This window comes from Nocardiopsis oceani (assembly GCF_054777395.1).
Window position 1 is genome coordinate 81,589 of record NZ_BAAHAR010000007.1, and the last position, 16,370, is coordinate 97,958.

Consider the following 16,370-nt stretch of genomic DNA (forward strand, 5'->3'; position numbering starts at 1 on the left):
GCCCGGAGTCTAGACCGGGTGAGCGTCTGGGGTAGGGAAAGCAGACTCCAAAGCATGGAACGTCTCATCTGTGCTTCCTAGGGTCGTCGGTATCCGATCCGAACAGTCGAGGAGACACCATGCGCACCGCTGAGGAACTCTCCCGTACGCCCCTGGCCGAAGATCCCGCTTGGCGGGACCTGGTGGTCCTGGCCGAATCCCCGCTCGTGGCGCCGACCGCAGTCACCGTGGAAGGCGACCCGGCGGGCGCACCCGAACCGGAACGCCTCACCACCGAAGCCGGGCCGCCCCTCGTGCTGCGGACCGACCGCCGACACAGCACCGCCGTCGTCGTGGACCTGGGCCAGATCGCCATGGGCTACCTGGAGGTGTCGGTCGAGCACGTGTCCGGGGCGCCGCTGCGGGTGGCGCACGCCCAGTTCCGGGACCAGCTCTCGCCCGACGGCGACGGATTGGCGGCCTTCTTCGGCACCGACGCCCAGCCGTGGGCCAGGATCGACGTGTTCGCGCCGGTCGCCCAGCCGACCGTGCTGAACAGCGAGGGCAAGCGCGAGACCCGCTACCTGCTCCTCACCCTCGACGGTCCGGGGGAGGCGGTGATCGACCACGTCCGGATCCGGTCCACCGTCTATCCGGTGGTCCGGGACGGCCACTTCCTCTCCAGCGACGACCTGCTCAACCGGGCCTGGCACAACAGCGCGCACACCGGCGACCTGGCGTCGGTCAGCGAGGACAGCGCGCTCCCCGGCGCGCCCGAGGGCCCTACTCCCTGGATGCTCACGACCCCTTTCGACCGAGTGCTCTTCATGGGCGACCTCCACATGCAGGCGCTGGCCGGATACCAGCAGAGCGGCGACTACCGGTGGCTCGTGCGCAACTCCCTGCGCCAGTACGGGTGGGTGCAGAACCCGGACGGGTCGCTTCCCGCGGGCGTCTCACACCTGGTGCACGGCGACCCCGGCGACCCGGGACCGCCCGACGGGTGGCGGGTGCCGGAGAACGGACCGGACCCCGAACTGGCACTGGGATCGGTGGACGAGGGCGTCTCCCTGTTCCGTGACATCAGCATCCACAGCTTCACCGCCTTCTGGGTCGCGGCCCTGGCCGACCACCACCTGTACACGGGGGACACGCCCTTCGTCCGCGCGCTGCTGCCGGTCGCCCGCAGGGCGGTGGCCTTCCTGGAAACACGCACCGACGGCGACGGCCTCTTCCGCGAGGAACAGGACCGACGGACCGACCCGGAGGCACCGCTGGCGATGGTCGCTAACTGGTCTCCACTCGACCTGGCCGCCGGCGTCGACTCGCTGACCAACGCGGTCTACTACGACGCCCTCAGAGGGATGGCCGCCCTGGAGCGCGACGCCGCCGACGACCCGGCCGCCGCCGAGCGCTGGACCGCCAGAGCCGGGAAGGTGCGCGCTGCCCTCGTTGCCCGCCTGTGGGACGAACGGGCGGGGGCCATGGTGCTCAACACCGACGACCCCACTGGGGACCACTCCGGCGACGCCAACGCGGGCAACCTCGTGTTCGGCACACTGGAGCGCGGGGACGCCCGGCGGGTCATGCGCTTCCTGGGCACCGAGCTGGCCACCCCGTACGGCACCCGCTCCAGCGAGTTCGAGGACAACCCCTACCGGGCCTCGGACATCCAGGGCTACATCCAGGCCCTGGAGGCGCTGGGCCGGGTCCGGTACGGCGACACCCAGGGCGCCCTGGACCTGATCCGCCGCTGGTGGGGGCACATGCTCGACGAGGGGCCGGGTACCGGCTGGTTCTCCTGGAACACCGACGGCACCCGCGAGCGCGGCGCATACGCCAGCACCCCCTGGACCACCGCGGTCCCCGCGCTCGGCGAGGGTGTCCTGGGGGTGCGCCCCACCGCGCCCGGCTACCGCCGCTGGCGGGTGGCGCCGCAGGTCGCCGACCTCGCTTGGTCGCAGGGCCGGGTGCCGACCCCGGGCGGGAGCCTGGCGGTGCGCTGGGAGCGGGACGAGGACTCGTTCACGCTCACCGTGGAGCCGTCTGAAGGCGAGGGCGAGGTCGTGGTGCCGCTGTCCGGCCGGGACCGGCGGATCGCCGTGGACGGCGTGGTGCTCTGGGACGGCGTTCGTGCGACGGACGCGGCCGGTTCGGAGAGCACCGGCACGGGTGTGCCCCGCCTCTCCGGCGACGGGGTCGTGTTCCCCGGGGTCCGCGGGCCGCACACCTTCGCCTGGGCCCTAGAGCCCCACTAGGAGGTAGGCGAGCGGGCCGGCGATAAGGATGCTCAGAATGACCCGCTGGAACCAGATCACCACGAGTTGGCCCACGGTCAGCGGGATCTTGGTGGCCAGGACACAGGGGACCAGGGCGGAGAAGAAGACGATCGCGGAGACGGACACGACGCCCACCACGAGCCGGAGCACCAGGTCCTCGTGCCCGGCGGCCACCGTGGCGGGCAGGAACACCTCCGCGATACCGACCGAGAGGGCCCTGGCCGCCAGCTCCGGGTCGGAGAGCTGCACCAGCCAGGTGAAGGGCAGGAACACGTAGGCCAGGAGGTCGAACACGGGGGTGAAGCGCTCCAGGATCAGACCCAGGGTGCCGACGGACATGATCGAGGGCAGGATCGACATCGACATCCGCAGCCCCTCGGTGAAGTTCGTCCAGACGTTGCGCGGCAGCGAAGGGGCCGCCCGCAGCGTCACCTTGGCCTCGCTCCAGGCGTGGCGGATCCGGTGTCCGGTGATCTCCTCCTCGGGCTGCGGGGTAGCGCCGGGGAAGTGGTCCTCCGGGATGCGGCTCAACGGAGGGATGCGCACGATGAGCGCAGTCACCGCGTAGGTCACGAAGAAGGTCAGGAAGAAGTAGGTCAGCCAGATCCCCATCAGGTCCAGCGTGTTCGCGATGACGACCATGAACGTCACCGAGACCGTGGAGAACCCGATCGCGACGATGGCCGCCTCCCGGCCCGTGTACCTCCCGGACCGGTAGACGCGGTCGGTGATGAGCAGCCCCAGCGAGTAGCTGCCGACGAACGAGGCCGCGGCGTCGACCGCCGAACGCCCCGGGGTGCGCCACACGGGTCGCATGATGCGCTGCAGGAGCACACCGACGAAATCCATTAGGCCGTATCCCACGAGCAGCGCCAGGAAGATCGCTCCGACGGGGACCAGCAGGCCGACGTTGACGGCGACGCTGTCGAACAGGAAGGGGGCCAGGTCCTCGTCCAGGAACCAGGCCGGGCCGACCTCCAGGATCACCATGGAGGCCGCGGCCAGCCCCACGATGTTGAGCAGGGAGAACACGAGCCGCACCCGGGTGCTCCGCCAATTGCCGGTGGCGAAGGGCAGCACGGTCCCGGCCGCGATGACCAGCCAGATGACATAGGGCAGGGCGGGCCCGAGCCCGGACTGGATGAGGGTGACCAGGTGGTCCAGCGGAATGGCGCTCTCCCCGGCGAAGGTCACCGGGACGAAGAACATGAAGATCCCGATGCCGCTGTAGACAACGAGGCGCCAAGTCCCGACCGCCCTGACGGCGGTGGCGTTTTCGCTCACGTGGGCTGCTCCTGCCTCCTGGGGTGGATTTCCCTGGCAGTGAAGCAGAATGTGGCCCCGGCCACCCTCGGCCGTGGTCAGGAAGAGTCTGATATTTCAGGCATTCAGCCGGATTCAGCTACGGTCCGTGTCGCTGTCAGTGCGACTGGTGTCCGAGGTTTCGGGGGTGGTCTTCCGCTGGAACGGCGCCACGACGGCGGCCATGACGAAGGTGAGCACGCCGAGCAGCATGATCGCCCCCAGGACCCGGGCGACGATCAGCATCGTCGGATCCGCCACGGTGTAGTCACCGGGGACGCCGAACAGCGCGGCCAGGTAAGCGCCCTGGGCCTCGGTCTGGCGCCCCGCCGAAGGGGAGTCGACAGCCAAGGCGCCGGCCGCCCCGAAGGCCGTGAGGATGCCGATCGCCGACGCGGCCGCGATATAGCCGAAACCGTGCCGGTTTCCCCGGTAGAGCTGGACCGCGCCGCGGGCCAGCAGTTCGACCGGTGCCCAAAGGAATATCAGCGCGCCGTAGGCGAGAGGGATCGCCGCGGCACCCATCACCAGCATGACGAGCAGAGTCCGACCCGCCTCGAGCCCCTCCAGGTCGATCGTGGAGCTGAACACCGCGGGCATGGAGAACAGCGCCCCCACCACGGGAAGCGCGTAGAGCGCCCGCGGCTCGTGCCACGCGGCCCCTTCGGACTTCTTGTGGAGCATGGAGAGCCGGGCGTACACCATGTGGGCCATCAGCTGGGCCCCGGCCACCCCCACGACGAGGACCACGGTGGCCGGTTCCCGCTCCAGCGCGAACGGCACCGCACAGCACACGGCGATGACGACCGCGGCGGCGACCACGGCCCCGATCTCGACTTCCCGCCGGTCGGTGTGGGATCTGATGGTCTCGATCAACGCTGCCTCCGGAGGTTCCGTCATGGTGCACCAGCTAGTCACCAGAGTGGTACGACGCCACCGGGGCCGGCACGGTTCCATCGTGGCCGGTCCGACCTGCGGATACAACGCTGAGGCACCCGCGGCGCCGGTGCGCCGCGGGTGCCGGGGGAGAGGCGGTCCGAGGGAGTGGGGGGAGGCCGGACCGCCTCCGGGGAGGGCTACCTCTTCGGGTAGCGGGGGTCGGGGACGGGGACCTCGGACCAGTCGATGTCGGAGCCCAGGTAGAAGTCCGGGTAGGTCGGCTGGTTGTACGTGGTCTGCTGCCAGGCCACGCCCACCCGGTACTGCGGGTCGTGCATCAGCGTGTACAGCTTGCGGTCGGTGACCTCGGTGGAGGTGTAGATGCGGATCGCGGAGCTGTCCTCGGTACGCAACAGCAGTTCCTCGCGCCAGTCACCGAACACGTCGGCGACCAGCCCGGGGTTGCCCTTGGTCCAGTTGTTGGTGAGGGTGCCCTCGGCGGTGAGCAGCGTTCCCCGCTGCCAGTCGTCGACGGTGGGCGTCTCCAACTCCTCGGTGGCGGTGCCGTTGACGATCTGGGTGGTCATGTCGGCGGCCCAGCGGATGTTCATGTTGGTCCCCGGGGTGTCGGTCCCGAGGTACTCGCCGTCGGCGGTCCACAGGCCGGCGTCGACGTCCGCGTCGTCCGGCGGCATGGAGGACCACACCTCGTAGCCGGGCCGGTCGGGGTCGATGTCGCCGACCATGGCGCGGCCGGTGTCCACACCGGTGTAGCCGCCGAAGAGGACCTCGCCCGTGGCCGCGTCGCGCATCGAGAAGCCGTAGGGCGCTTCGGTGGCGCCCTCGTGCACGGCCCAGATCTGCTGGCCCTCGCGTTCCGGGGCGAAGTGGCCCACGTGCATGGCGTCGCCGTGGCCGAGCTTGACGTACTCGCCCGGCACGTCGCTGTCCGGGTGGCCGTAGTCGTACGAGGAGTACAGCAGCGATCCGTCGTGGCCGATGGTCGCGGAACCGTAGATGATGTCCTGGCGGCCGTCACCGTCGACGTCGGCAACGCTCAGCGAGTGGAACCCCTGGGTGGTGAGGGTGCCGTACTCGGGGTCGGTGCCCTCCACCCCGTGCGGGGAGTCGTTGAAGGGGTTGTCCATGGGGGCGTGTCCGCTGTCGACGGACCAGTCCTCGACGATCTGCTCGCCGTCCCAGGTGTAGGCGACCAAGGCGGTGCGGGTGTAGTAGCCGCGGGCGAAGACCGCCGACGGGTTCGCGCCGTCCAGGTAGGCCACCCCGGCCAGGAAGCGGTCGACACGGTTGCCCGGCTCGATGCGCTCCATGGCGTAGTCGCCCCACATGAGCCCGTCGTCGCCGCGCTCCGGCTCGTAGCGGATGGTCTCCAGCTCGCCGCCGGTGGCCCCGTCGAACACGGTCAGGTACTCCGGGCCGTCGACGATGAAGCCCTCGAACTCGCGCAGCTCGTTGTTCTCGCTGCGGTCGGGGGCGTAGTCGTCCATGAAGTGGTCGGCGAGCGCCTCGGCGTCCTCACGAGAGAGCGGGTAGTCGTACTCGGGGTCGGTTCCGAAGGCCTCTTCCAGGGTGGCGGGCCAGTTCCCGGCCGTGACCTCGGGGTGTTCGTGCCAGTCGAGGAACATGCCGACCACGTGCTCGTAGTAGTCGTCGGCGCTCATCCGGTAGTCGTCGTCATGGGAGTAGCCCGCCTCGACGTCCTCCTCCGGCATGGTGACGTACTCCTCGGCCACCACCTCGCCGTCCTCGCCGTAGGTGGTGATGTTCGTGCCGGGCGCGGTCTTGAACATCAGTTCGGCCCGGCCGTCGCCGTCGAAGTCGTACACGAGGAACTGCGTGTAGTGGGCGCCCGCGCGGATGTTGTGGCCCAGGTCGATCCGGTGCAGCAGGGTGCCGTCGAGGGTGTACGTGTCGATGATGGCGTTGCCGGTGTAGCCGACCTCGGATACGTCCTTGGAGTTGTCCGGGTCCCACTTGACGACGAACTCGTACTCGCCGTCCCCGTCGACGTCGCCGACGCTGATGTCGTTGGCCGTGTACTCGTACTCCTCGCCGGAGGGCGTGACACCGCCCTCCGGCTTCTGGAGGGGGAGGTCGTAGTAGCCGTCTTCCCAGGGGGAGGCCGGATCGCTCGGCTCCTCGGCCACGTCGCCGCCGACCGGGGTGACCGTGTACTCGGACTTCTCGGTGCCTTCAGCGTCGAGGTAGTTGGTGCTGTCGCTGACCTTCCCGATCGGCTCGCCGTCCCGGTGAACCTGGAAGTCGGGGCCGTCCATGCCCGATTCGGTGTGGCCGGTGACCTCGTGGCCGAGCAGGCGCCAGCTGAGGAACACGCCCTCGTCGGTGCTGACGGCGACCAGCCCGCGGTCGAGCTCCTCGAGCTGGACACCCGTTCCTGAGCCGTCCGCAGGGGAAGCACTGGTGACGGAAGCGGCAGTGGTCGTCGCGGCAAGCGCAAAAACGATCGCTCCTGCCCCGGCCAAGTAAGCCATCTTGCGTGGAGGATCAGCGTGAACTGCTGCGGTGCGACTGGTTGGCAAGGAACCTCCTGAACCTGGACCGTCCTGCTGGAATCTCCTGTCCAGGAGCGGCTGGCAGTCCGGTGCGGGCACTGCCTCGGGGGAGTGGCAGTGGTGTGGATCACCCTAATGGGAAAGCGTTTTCCGTCAAGTTAAAACGTTCACATTCCTCATTGGAACTGACCCGGCCATCGCTCGGAGAGCTCAGTCGGCGGCGTCGTTCGGTCCGCCGATCCACCGGTTATAGATCTTCTCGCTCACCCAGAAGACCAGAGGAAGGCTCAGCAGCACTGTCAGAATCCGCACCACGTGCACGCCGATCACCAGGGCGCTGTCGAGGTCGAGTGCTATGGCCGCAGCCACCATTTCCCCCACGCCACCCGGCACCAGCGACAGTAGCGATTCGGCCGGATCCATGAGCCCCCAGGCCGCGAACAGCCACCCGAAAAGCAGCCCGGCTCCCAAGACGACGATCACGGCGAGAGTCCCTGGGGCGAAGACCCGCATGAACTGCCGGAAGACATCAGGTCCGATAGTGGCACCAATGGCTGTACCGATCAGCAACTGTCCGGTCAGAGCGAAGACTGTGGGTACTTCCGCGGCCAGACCGAAACCGAGATTCACCGCAGCTGCGCCCACCAAACCCCCTGTGAGGGGCCACAGCGGTACACGGACCCGCCGAAAGACGAGGGCAGCAGCCAGTGAGCCCGCCATGACGGCAAACAGCGGTAGCAGTGTCATGTACTCAACACCACCAACAGGATGGGCAAGAGCGCGAGCACCAGGGTGAACAACCGGACCGCATGCACGGTCATCACCACGCCCATCTGCGCCCCCTTGTCGATGGCCAGTGACGTGACCTCCGCAAGACCGCCCGGGGTAACGGCGAGCACTGCAGTGGCGGGGTCGATGTTGTAACGAGCCATCAGTAACGCGATGAGCAGAAGGTTGACCACAACGAGTCCGAGATAGGCCACGATGACTGGAACGGCGACCGAGGCTGTGCTCACCAGGGAATCCACAGTCAGCAGAACGCCGCTGACCAGGCCGACCAGCATCAGCCCGATATACCGCAGAGTCCGGGGGAAGGCAGCCGGCCGCAGGCGCGGGAACCACGCCTGGTTGACCAGGGCGGCCCCGATGGCGCTGCCCAGCAACATGCCCGCGGGGATCCCCAACAGCTCGAAGAGTGATCCCACCACCGCTGCCCCAGCCAGCAGTCTCAGCACTCCCGGGGCCTGGCCCCAACGTGGCTTGTGCACTTGTGCCGTCACTTGACCGCCTCCGGGGTTCCCTGAACTGCGAGGAGCCCATGCTTGATGGGCGCTCGATCCAGTGGCATACTTTTCATGATCTTGGTATACCAAAGGAGCTTGATTGTCCACCATCACGACCGACGTCCTTGTGGTCGGCGCCGGCAATGCCGCTATGTGTGCTGCTCACGCCGCTCGCGAGCAGGGCAGGCAAGTCCTGGTCCTGGAAGCTGCGCCTCAAGGGCAGGCTGGTGGCAACAGCTACTTCACTGCCGGTGCGACCCGCATGACCCATGAGGGCCTGGAGAGTCTGCAAGATCTCATCGAGGCGGACGAGCGCCACGGCGCCACAGAAGTGCCGCCCTACTCCAAGGAGGAGTACGCCGCGGACCTGAAGGCGGTGACCAACGGGCGCAACGACCCGGAAATGACGGCAACCCTGACGTCCAACATCGCGGGGGACATGCGGTGGCTGAAGGCCAAAGGCCTGAAGTACCGACTGATGTATGAGCGTCAGGCCTATGAGCGCCCCGACGGCAGCTACTTGTTCTGGGGCGGACTACATGTCGGAAACGTCGACGGCGGGGCGGGTCTGGTTCGCGATCACTTCCGCGTGGCCGAAGAGACCGGTATCGAGATCCTTTTCAACGCCCGTGCCCTTCGCCTTGTCGAAACCGGCGGAGCGGTCACCGGCGTGGTTTTCGAACGCGACGGCGAAGAGCACACGGTTCGGGCTGGTTCCACCGTTCTGGGAAGTGGTGGCTTCGAAGCCAGTCAACAGATGCGAGCCGAACACATGGGGCCGCAGTGGCAGCACGCCGTCACCCGCGGGACACCGTTCAACACCGGCACCATGCTCAATGAGGCACTGAAACTCGGTGCGGCCAAGGGAGGGGACTGGAGCTCCTGCCACGCCACACAGTGGGACGCGGGATTCGAGGACAACGAGTCCAACTACGAGGTCACCAATCGGCTGACCCGCCAGAGCTACCCGCTGGGCATGATCGTCAATCGCGACGGCCAGCGTTTCGTGGACGAGGGCGCCGACTTCCGCAACCTCACCTACGCCAAGTACGGCAGGGAAGTCCTCATGCAGCCCGGCGCCATCGCGTGGCAGATCTTCGATGCCCGTCTGCGCCCCATGCTGCGTCCACAGGAGTACGAGGTACCCGGCGTCGGCGAGCACATCGCCGACACTCTGGAAGGACTCGCCCGGGAAGCGGGAATCGACACGGATGGCCTCCTTGGGACAGTCCGGGCTTTCAACGACTCGATCCGAACCTCGGTCGCGTTCGATCCCAACATCAAGGACGGCCGATCGGCTGATACCACCCCACCGAAATCCCATTGGGCCAACCCCATCTCGGAGGGACCCTTCTACGCGTACCCGGTCACCTGCGGCATCACGTTCACCTTCGGCGGGGTCAAGGGCGACTCACATGCGCGAGTGCTGAACGATGACGGGGCGGTCATCCCCGGACTCTATGCCTGCGGTGAGGCCCTGGGCGGCCTGTTCAGTGAAAACTATCCCGGAGGATCCGGGCTGGCAGCGGGTATCGTCTTCGGCCGGATCGCCGGACGGGCGGCGGCGTCGTGACAACCGGAACCCAAGTAGACAGCGTCTATCAACAGTTGCGCGCACGAATCCTCGACGGATCCCTGGAACAGGGACACGACCTCAACGAACGTGCGGTAGCCGACCTGGTCGGCACCTCCCGGACCCCTGTCCGCGAGGCTGTCGCACTACTGTTGGTCGACGGGCTGGCTGAACGGCAGGGCCGCAAAACCCGGGTCACTGTCTGGGATGACGAAAAGACCGGTCAGCTTTATGAGATGCGCAAAATCCTGGAATCGGAGGCCTGCCGACTCGCCGCAATGCGCAGAAGCGAGAACACGGTGGCCCAACTCCAGGCGTCCCTGGCTGAACAGGTCGAGCTGAGCGACCCCTCTCCCATTCTCCGACGGGAGCTGAACTACCGGTTCCACCACATCATCTGGAAGGCGAGCGGCAACCCGTTCCTCGTCGAAGCAAACACCAAATACGGAGTGCAGTCGATGTCGATCGCTCCCACCACACTGCGCACTGAGCAACGCTGGAACACATCCCTGGAAGAACACCAGCAACTGGTCGACCACATCAGCGCCCACAATGCCGAAGAGGCGGCCACGCTCATGCGCCAGCACCTCGAATCAGCATTCCGGCAGAGGTAACACCCTTCCGCTCCCGGCTGGAACGTATTGCCCGTTCCGGCGCCAGTCTACTTCGACGCCTCAGCGGTGGTCGCTGCCGAGCGGGATCCCGGGCTTGCCCAGGTCCGCGGGTTGCCAGGGTTCCCGAGGACCACGTCTACGAGCTGGTCACGGGCGTAAGCGCTCCATGGTTCGCCGCGGCTGGACAGGGGCGAGGGCCCCGATGCGGGGTTCGAGCTGCTGGCCACCTGGTCTCGATCTCTTCGGGGCGACGGAAATACACATGATCCTTTCAAGGCACCCGGGTTCAGCCTCAAGCCGAGTGAACTACACAGCGTTAGAATGTTAAATCCGAATGTAGTTGCAGCGGTATCCCTTGAAGAATCTCGGCCCACTCGGGGGCGCCGCGCCTCCGCAAATGGGCCGTGTAATCCGGTCTGCCGGTAAGTTGGGCTGTGCCGTTTGGGCCGGAAAAAAAGACCCCGAGCCGCGGGCGCTTCATCGGAGGCCATCTCACTCAGTGGGAGGCGGAGGTAAAATCTGTTCGGCTACTCGCCGGTAATGTTAATTGGGTGATAGTGTGTTATGCCTCACGTCGGCTCGTGCCCGAGGTCGTGAGTCATTTCTCCACCACCCCCGGTGGAGGCTGCCTTCAATGCCTTAAATTCTCGAAGGAGTGCCTTCATGCGTGCTCAGAACTCGAACCCTGCTTCCGGCCCAACAGCGAGGAGGCACCGGCGTATCCTCGTGGTGACCGCGGCGATCGCGCCTCTGCTTTTGGCCAGCTGCGGAGACGATGGTGGAGAGTATCCCTCGGATTCCATCGAATACATCGTTCCCTACGAGCCGGGTGGCGGTGCAGATCCGGTCGGACGCCATTTCTCCGAGATGTTGGAGTCCGAGCTGGACGCCGACGCAAATGTCATCAACGTGCCCGGCGGCGATGAGGCGGTGGGCATCACCCAATTGGCCAACTCCGAGGCCGACGGCTACACCATGGGTCTGGGCACATCCGGAGGGTTCGTGGCCCAGCCTCTGGTCTCTGACGAGGCCCAATTTGAAACGCCGGAGGACTTCACCCCGCTGGCGAAGATGTCCGGGACGCCCTACGGGCTGTTCGTCTCACCTGACTCCGAGTACGAGACGCTGGACGACCTCATCGAGGCGGCTGAGGAGAACCCGGGAGAAGTCCAGATCAGTACGCCCGCCGGTATGGGCAATCCCGCGTTCGTGATCTACTTCCTGGAACAGCAGGCTGACATCGAAGTATCCCTGATCACCACCGCCGGTGGCACCGGGGAGGCTGCCCTGGAAGTGATGAGCGGGCGCTTGGACGCGGTGGTCGGAAACGCTTCGGGCCAACTCGGACTGGTCGAGGCCGGAGACCTGCAGGCAGTGGCCTACAGCGGTCCGGAGGACTACAGCGAGTTCCTTCCCGACGCGGTCCACTTCGACGAGGCCGGATACGACATCCCCTTCACCTCCGACTACATGACCATGGCCCCGACCGGCCTGGAGGAGGACGTCGAGTCCTCCCTGCGGGGCGCCTCGGAGGCGATTGTCACCAGCGATGAGTGGGAAGAGTGGTCCCTCGAACAGGGTGCCCTGCCCGATGTGGCTACCGGCGACGAACTGGACACCTACCTGGACGAGATCCAGGAAAATATCGAGCACGGGATCGAGCTCGGAAACAACCGAGAAAACTGATGACTGAAACCACTGGTGAAGCATCAGAAAGCGCATCAGGGGGATGGACGAACAACCCCAAGCGCACGGGGCGAATCCTCTTCGGAGTACTGTTTCTGGCCATCTTTATCGGATACTACATGGCCGGTATGGAGCTGGACGACGGCACCCTGTCCCAGCCGGGTCCGGGTATGATTCCCGGCTGGGTCGGTATCGCCGGTATGGTCATTTCCCTGATCGTGATCGCTGAAGCGTTTCTGGGTCGGTCGGAATCCGGCCAGGTCGGTTTTCCCCGTGGTCGTGATCTGAAGAACGTTCTGCTCTTCATTTCCATGGTGGTCGTCTACTACGCCGTGCTGATTCCGTTGCTGGGGCAGTATATCCCCTCAGTGGTCTTCGCCGTAGCCTTTATCCGAGTGGTCGGTCGGGCCTCGTGGGTCAGATCCATCATCATCGGCGTGGCCATGGGCTTGACCCTGACCTTCTTCTTCTCTGAGATCTTGGGAATCCAGTTGCCCAGCGGCTCGATCCTTCCGTAAGAGAGTCATGAACTATGGGAACCATTGAAGGATTTCTTTACGGGCTTGAACTGGCAGTCTCTCCAGAGCTGCTGGTGGCTGCGTTTGTGGGTGCGCTGGCTGGAACACTGATCGGAATTCTTCCCGGCCTTGGTCCGGTGGCCGGTGCTGCACTGCTACTGCCGCTGACATTCGCCTATGAGCCGGCGATCGGCATGATCATGATCGCTGGCATCTACATTGGGACTCAATTCGCGGGTTCGATGACATCGATCCTGCTTAATATGCCCGGTGATGCCCAGTCCGTGGCTGCCACTTTCGATGGTCACCCGATGATGAAGAACGGTCGCGGCGGCGCTGCCCTGACCATTATGACCGTTGGGTCCTTCATCTCCGGGCTGATCGGGCTGGGTATTGTGCTGCTGGTCATGCCACTGGTGACCGGGGTAGCTATGCGGTTCGGTCCCGCCGAGTTCTTCGCCCTGACCGCTGGAGGCCTGCTTGTCCTGGCGAGGATCTCCGGAGGATCGCTGGGATCAGGACTGCTTCCGATGATCATCGGCGTGGCGCTGGCAACGGTCGGCTTGGACGTCAACAGTTCGACGAACCGCTTCACGTTCGGCCATGTGGACCTGACCCTGGGAATCGCCCTAGCCAGCGTCGCGGTCGGACTCTACGGACTCTCTGAGCTGATGTTCATGCTCACCGGGGATTCCAAACGGCCGAAACCCAAGCGCCTCCGCTGGCGTGAACTGGTCCCGACCAAGGAAGAGTTCAGACGCTCGATCACCCCTTGGGGACGCGGCTCCTTGATCGGCTTCGGATTCGGCCTGATACCCGGACCGGCGGCCGCGCTCTCCACCTTCGGCTCTTATAAGGTCGAACAGACGGTCTCCAAACACAGGAAGAAGTTGGGTACCGGGGCGGTCGAGGGCGTAGCCGGACCTGAGGCGGCCAATTCTTCAGCCACTATCGGCAGCATCGTCCCGGTGCTGATGCTCGGTATTCCCTTCTCCGCCACCTTGGCGCTGATGATCTCAGCCATGACGGTGCAGGGTGTGCAGCCGGGACCGCTGCTGGCGACCCAGCGCCCCGACCTGTTCTGGTCGGTCATCGCTTCCATCCTGATCGCCAATGTTATGCTGTTGCTGTTGAACCTGCCCTTGATCGGGGTCTGGATCAAGCTCATCATGACCCCGATACGCTACATGATTCCGTTTATCGTTATCATCGCAGCTATTGGCGCCTACAGCATCAACAGCAATTTCATCGACCTGCACATCGTGCTGGTGTCCGGAATCCTGGGATACTTCCTGCGACTGCTCGACTTCTCCCCGGCATCACTGTTGGTGGGTCTGGTCCTTGGGCCGATGATCGAGCGGTACTTCGTCCAGGGAATGGTCACTTACCAAGGCGACCTCGGCGCGATGATCGGCGCCTCCGGTATTTCGATCACCATCTGGGTACTCGTGGTGGCGGTCCTTTCCGCGGGAATCCTCAAGCCGGTCTGGACCGGGGTCAAGCGCAAGGTGGGCGAGCGTACCGCTTAGCCCGCACCGCTCCGCACCGCACCGCACAGGACGGTCGCGTCCGTGCCGGAACCTGGTTTCGGTACGGACGCGACCGCCGGGTGCGGATACCCCTGTGGACGTCAGTCCTCTAGGGTCTCGTGGATGAGCGGGATGATCTCGTCCAGGGCGTGCGAGATGCCCAGGGTGGAGCCGCTGGAGAAGGCGTCGGCCAGTTCCGGGTCGTCCAGGATGATCAGGCGGCCGTCCTCGGCTGAGGGGATGCCTTGCAGGACCGGGTCCTCGTGCAGGGTCTGCGCGGTGCCGCCGATCGGGAAGACAACGGTCAGGTCGGCGTCCAGGACCTCCACCAGTTCGGGGCTGAGATCGGTGTAGAAGGCCCCGTCGGCCATCTCGGTGACCTCCGGCTTGTACTCGAAGCCCAGGTCGGCGAGCACGTCCACGCGGGAGTCGCCCGGCACGTAGGCACCGTACTGGCCGTCGTAGTAGGCACCGACGGCGATGGTGGTGTCGGCGAACTCGGGGTTGTCCTCACGGAGCTCTGTGAAGCGGTCCTCCAACCCGGTGATCAGCTCCTCGCCGCGCTCGTCCTCCCCGAGGGCCTGTGCGACCTGGCGGGTCTGTTCCTGCCACGTGGTCCCGTAGGTGACCTCGACACCGGGCGGGGGGCCGACGACCGGTGCTACCGGAGTGAGGGTGTCGTGGCGCTCCTCCGAGTGGTCGGAGCGGGTGTCGAGGATGACGTCGGGCTCCAGGGAGGCGACCGCCTCCAGGTTGGGCTCCATGGTGCCGAGCTGCACCGGCTCGGAGTCGAACAGATCCGCGGCCCAGGGGCCCACGCCGGTACCGCCGTAGTCCTGCCAGTCGGCCACGCCCAGCGGCTGCACGCCCAGCGCGAGGGCGGTCTCGGCGTCGGACCAGCCCATGGCGGCCACGTTCTCGGGGCGGTCCTCGATCTCCACGTCACCGTGGAGGGTCTCGACGGTGACCGGGAAACCCTCGGCCGTCTCGCCGGAGGACTCCGACGAGGTGTCGGAGCCGCCACCACCACAGGCCGCGAGCAGGACCGTGGACAGGGCACCGGCGGCGATCAGGCCGAAGCGGGCGGACGGACCGACGTTCATGGGACCTCACTGAAAAAGATGAGCTTAGCCTTGCCTAAGCTGTACTCGGCCACATTAGCGCCCTCAGTGACCGGTGTGCCCAGGGGGTCCTCAACCAACATGCCGCCTATGGTCAGTCGACGCCCGAGACGCCCGCGCGCCAGTAGCCCACGAAGGTGATGTCGCTCTTGGGGACGGAGCGCTCGCGCACCAGTGCGCGCCGCAGCCCGGTCGGGAGGCCGTTCTCTCCCGCCACCCAGCAGTACGGGCGCCCCTCGGGCAGGGGTGTACTCCGCACCGTTTCCAAGGCCAGCTGCCCGGGGGTGGCGTGCGGGTCCTGGCGCGGCAGCCAGTGCACGTCGACCCCGGGCGGCGCGTCCAGCTGCCGCACGTCGCGTTGGGAGGGGACCTCCAGGAAGACCTGGGCGCGCAGGTCCTCAGGGGCCTGCTCGACGATGGACATCAGGGCGGGCACGGCGCTCTCGTCACCGACCAGCAGCTGCCAGTCCGTGTCGACCGGCGGCAGGTAGTAGATCCCCTCAGGGAACAGGCCCACCTCGTCGCCCTCTCCCGCGGACAGTGCCCAGGCCGAGGCCGGCCCTCCGTCGCCGTGCGCCACGAACTCGATGTCCAGCTCCAGGGCCTCGGCGTCGAAACGGCGCATCGTGTAGTTGCGCACGTAGGGGCGCACCTCATCGGGCATCTCGCGGTATTCGGGGTACCAGCTGTCGTCCGCGGAGTCCGGCAGGGTCAACCGGTTCTGGCCTGGGCGCCGGAGAAAGACCCGAACACACTGGTCCAGGCCCAGGAACTCGAACCGGGCCAGGTCGGGGCCGCCGACGGTCACGGTGATGAAGTGGTCCGTGGTCTGCTCGGTGCGCACGACCCGGGCGCGGATCATCTGCCGGTGACGCGGGAACTGAATGCGCAACAGGGGCCCTTCGACGGTGTGCACGACCATGACGTGTGAGGTTAGGCTAACCAATATCACGAGTGGATGGAAATCGCCCCCTGAGCCGCAAACCAGTCATCCCCTGGTCGGAGGACAGCCCGCGAGTGGCTAGTCTTGCCCGGTCGGGGCGGACTCACGTGCCCGGTCGGGACGGTACTCA

Annotated in this window: 13 protein-coding genes; 6 read left to right on the top strand and 7 right to left on the bottom strand. The window is 66.2% G+C overall.

The window, feature by feature from the left end; all coding sequences use genetic code 11:
* Positions 1-119 precede the first annotated feature (119 nt).
* The gene (locus tag ACYVDG_RS05475; protein WP_460747220.1) at positions 120-2,237 is read left to right on the top strand and encodes an alpha-L-rhamnosidase C-terminal domain-containing protein; all 2,118 of its coding nucleotides are present in this window, start codon (positions 120-122) and stop codon (positions 2,235-2,237) included.
* Here ACYVDG_RS05475 and ACYVDG_RS05480 read toward each other — a convergent pair.
* From ACYVDG_RS05480 to ACYVDG_RS05500, 5 genes are all read right to left on the bottom strand, one after another.
* Positions 2,223-3,542: a YjiH family protein gene (locus ACYVDG_RS05480; protein WP_460747221.1), complete on the bottom strand. Its 1,320-nt coding sequence runs from the start codon at positions 3,540-3,542 to the stop codon at positions 2,223-2,225. The genes ACYVDG_RS05475 and ACYVDG_RS05480 overlap by 15 nt on opposite strands.
* A gap of 114 nt (positions 3,543-3,656) precedes the next feature.
* Positions 3,657-4,460, bottom strand: coding sequence for a hypothetical protein (locus tag ACYVDG_RS05485; protein ID WP_460747222.1), 804 nt, complete (start codon positions 4,458-4,460; stop codon positions 3,657-3,659).
* Between the two features lie 176 nt (positions 4,461-4,636).
* Positions 4,637-6,952, bottom strand: coding sequence for a rhamnogalacturonan lyase (locus ACYVDG_RS05490; protein WP_460747223.1), 2,316 nt, complete (start codon positions 6,950-6,952; stop codon positions 4,637-4,639).
* 231 nt (positions 6,953-7,183) lie between these two features.
* The gene (locus ACYVDG_RS05495; protein ID WP_460747224.1) at positions 7,184-7,720 is read right to left on the bottom strand and encodes an AbrB family transcriptional regulator; all 537 of its coding nucleotides are present in this window, start codon (positions 7,718-7,720) and stop codon (positions 7,184-7,186) included.
* Positions 7,717-8,367, bottom strand: coding sequence for an AbrB family transcriptional regulator (locus ACYVDG_RS05500; RefSeq protein ID WP_460747284.1), 651 nt, complete (start codon positions 8,365-8,367; stop codon positions 7,717-7,719). Before ACYVDG_RS05500 ends, ACYVDG_RS05495 begins: the two co-directional genes overlap by 4 nt.
* Between ACYVDG_RS05500 and tcuA the strand changes: the two genes are divergently transcribed.
* The 5 genes from tcuA (at position 8,357) to ACYVDG_RS05525 (ending at position 14,176) form a co-directional block, all read left to right on the top strand.
* Complete coding sequence (gene tcuA, locus ACYVDG_RS05505) at positions 8,357-9,829, top strand: FAD-dependent tricarballylate dehydrogenase TcuA (protein WP_460747225.1); 1,473 nt, start codon at positions 8,357-8,359, stop codon at positions 9,827-9,829. The genes ACYVDG_RS05500 and tcuA overlap by 11 nt on opposite strands.
* On the top strand, positions 9,826-10,443 hold the full coding sequence (locus tag ACYVDG_RS05510; RefSeq protein ID WP_460747226.1) for a GntR family transcriptional regulator: 618 nt from the start codon (positions 9,826-9,828) through the stop codon (positions 10,441-10,443). The genes tcuA and ACYVDG_RS05510 overlap by 4 nt, the downstream gene beginning before the upstream one ends.
* Before the next feature lie 663 nt (positions 10,444-11,106).
* Positions 11,107-12,129 (top strand): Bug family tripartite tricarboxylate transporter substrate binding protein, encoded by a 1,023-nt coding sequence (locus ACYVDG_RS05515; protein ID WP_460747227.1) that lies wholly within the window; start codon positions 11,107-11,109, stop codon positions 12,127-12,129.
* The gene (locus ACYVDG_RS05520; RefSeq protein WP_460747228.1) at positions 12,129-12,647 is read left to right on the top strand and encodes a tripartite tricarboxylate transporter TctB family protein; all 519 of its coding nucleotides are present in this window, start codon (positions 12,129-12,131) and stop codon (positions 12,645-12,647) included. The genes ACYVDG_RS05515 and ACYVDG_RS05520 overlap by 1 nt, the downstream gene beginning before the upstream one ends.
* A 14-nt stretch (positions 12,648-12,661) precedes the next feature.
* Positions 12,662-14,176 carry a tripartite tricarboxylate transporter permease gene (locus tag ACYVDG_RS05525; RefSeq protein ID WP_460747229.1) on the top strand — a complete coding sequence of 505 codons (1,515 nt, stop codon included), beginning with the start codon at positions 12,662-12,664 and terminating at the stop codon, positions 14,174-14,176.
* Between the two features lie 101 nt (positions 14,177-14,277).
* On the opposite strand, the gene ACYVDG_RS05530 is transcribed toward ACYVDG_RS05525, so the two are convergent.
* Both ACYVDG_RS05530 and ACYVDG_RS05535 read right to left on the bottom strand, forming a co-directional pair.
* Positions 14,278-15,279 carry an iron-siderophore ABC transporter substrate-binding protein gene (locus ACYVDG_RS05530; RefSeq protein WP_460747230.1) on the bottom strand — a complete coding sequence of 334 codons (1,002 nt, stop codon included), beginning with the start codon at positions 15,277-15,279 and terminating at the stop codon, positions 14,278-14,280.
* Between the two features lie 112 nt (positions 15,280-15,391).
* On the bottom strand, positions 15,392-16,159 hold the full coding sequence (locus ACYVDG_RS05535; protein WP_460747285.1) for a siderophore-interacting protein: 768 nt from the start codon (positions 16,157-16,159) through the stop codon (positions 15,392-15,394).
* Between the last annotated feature and the right edge of the window lie 211 nt (positions 16,160-16,370).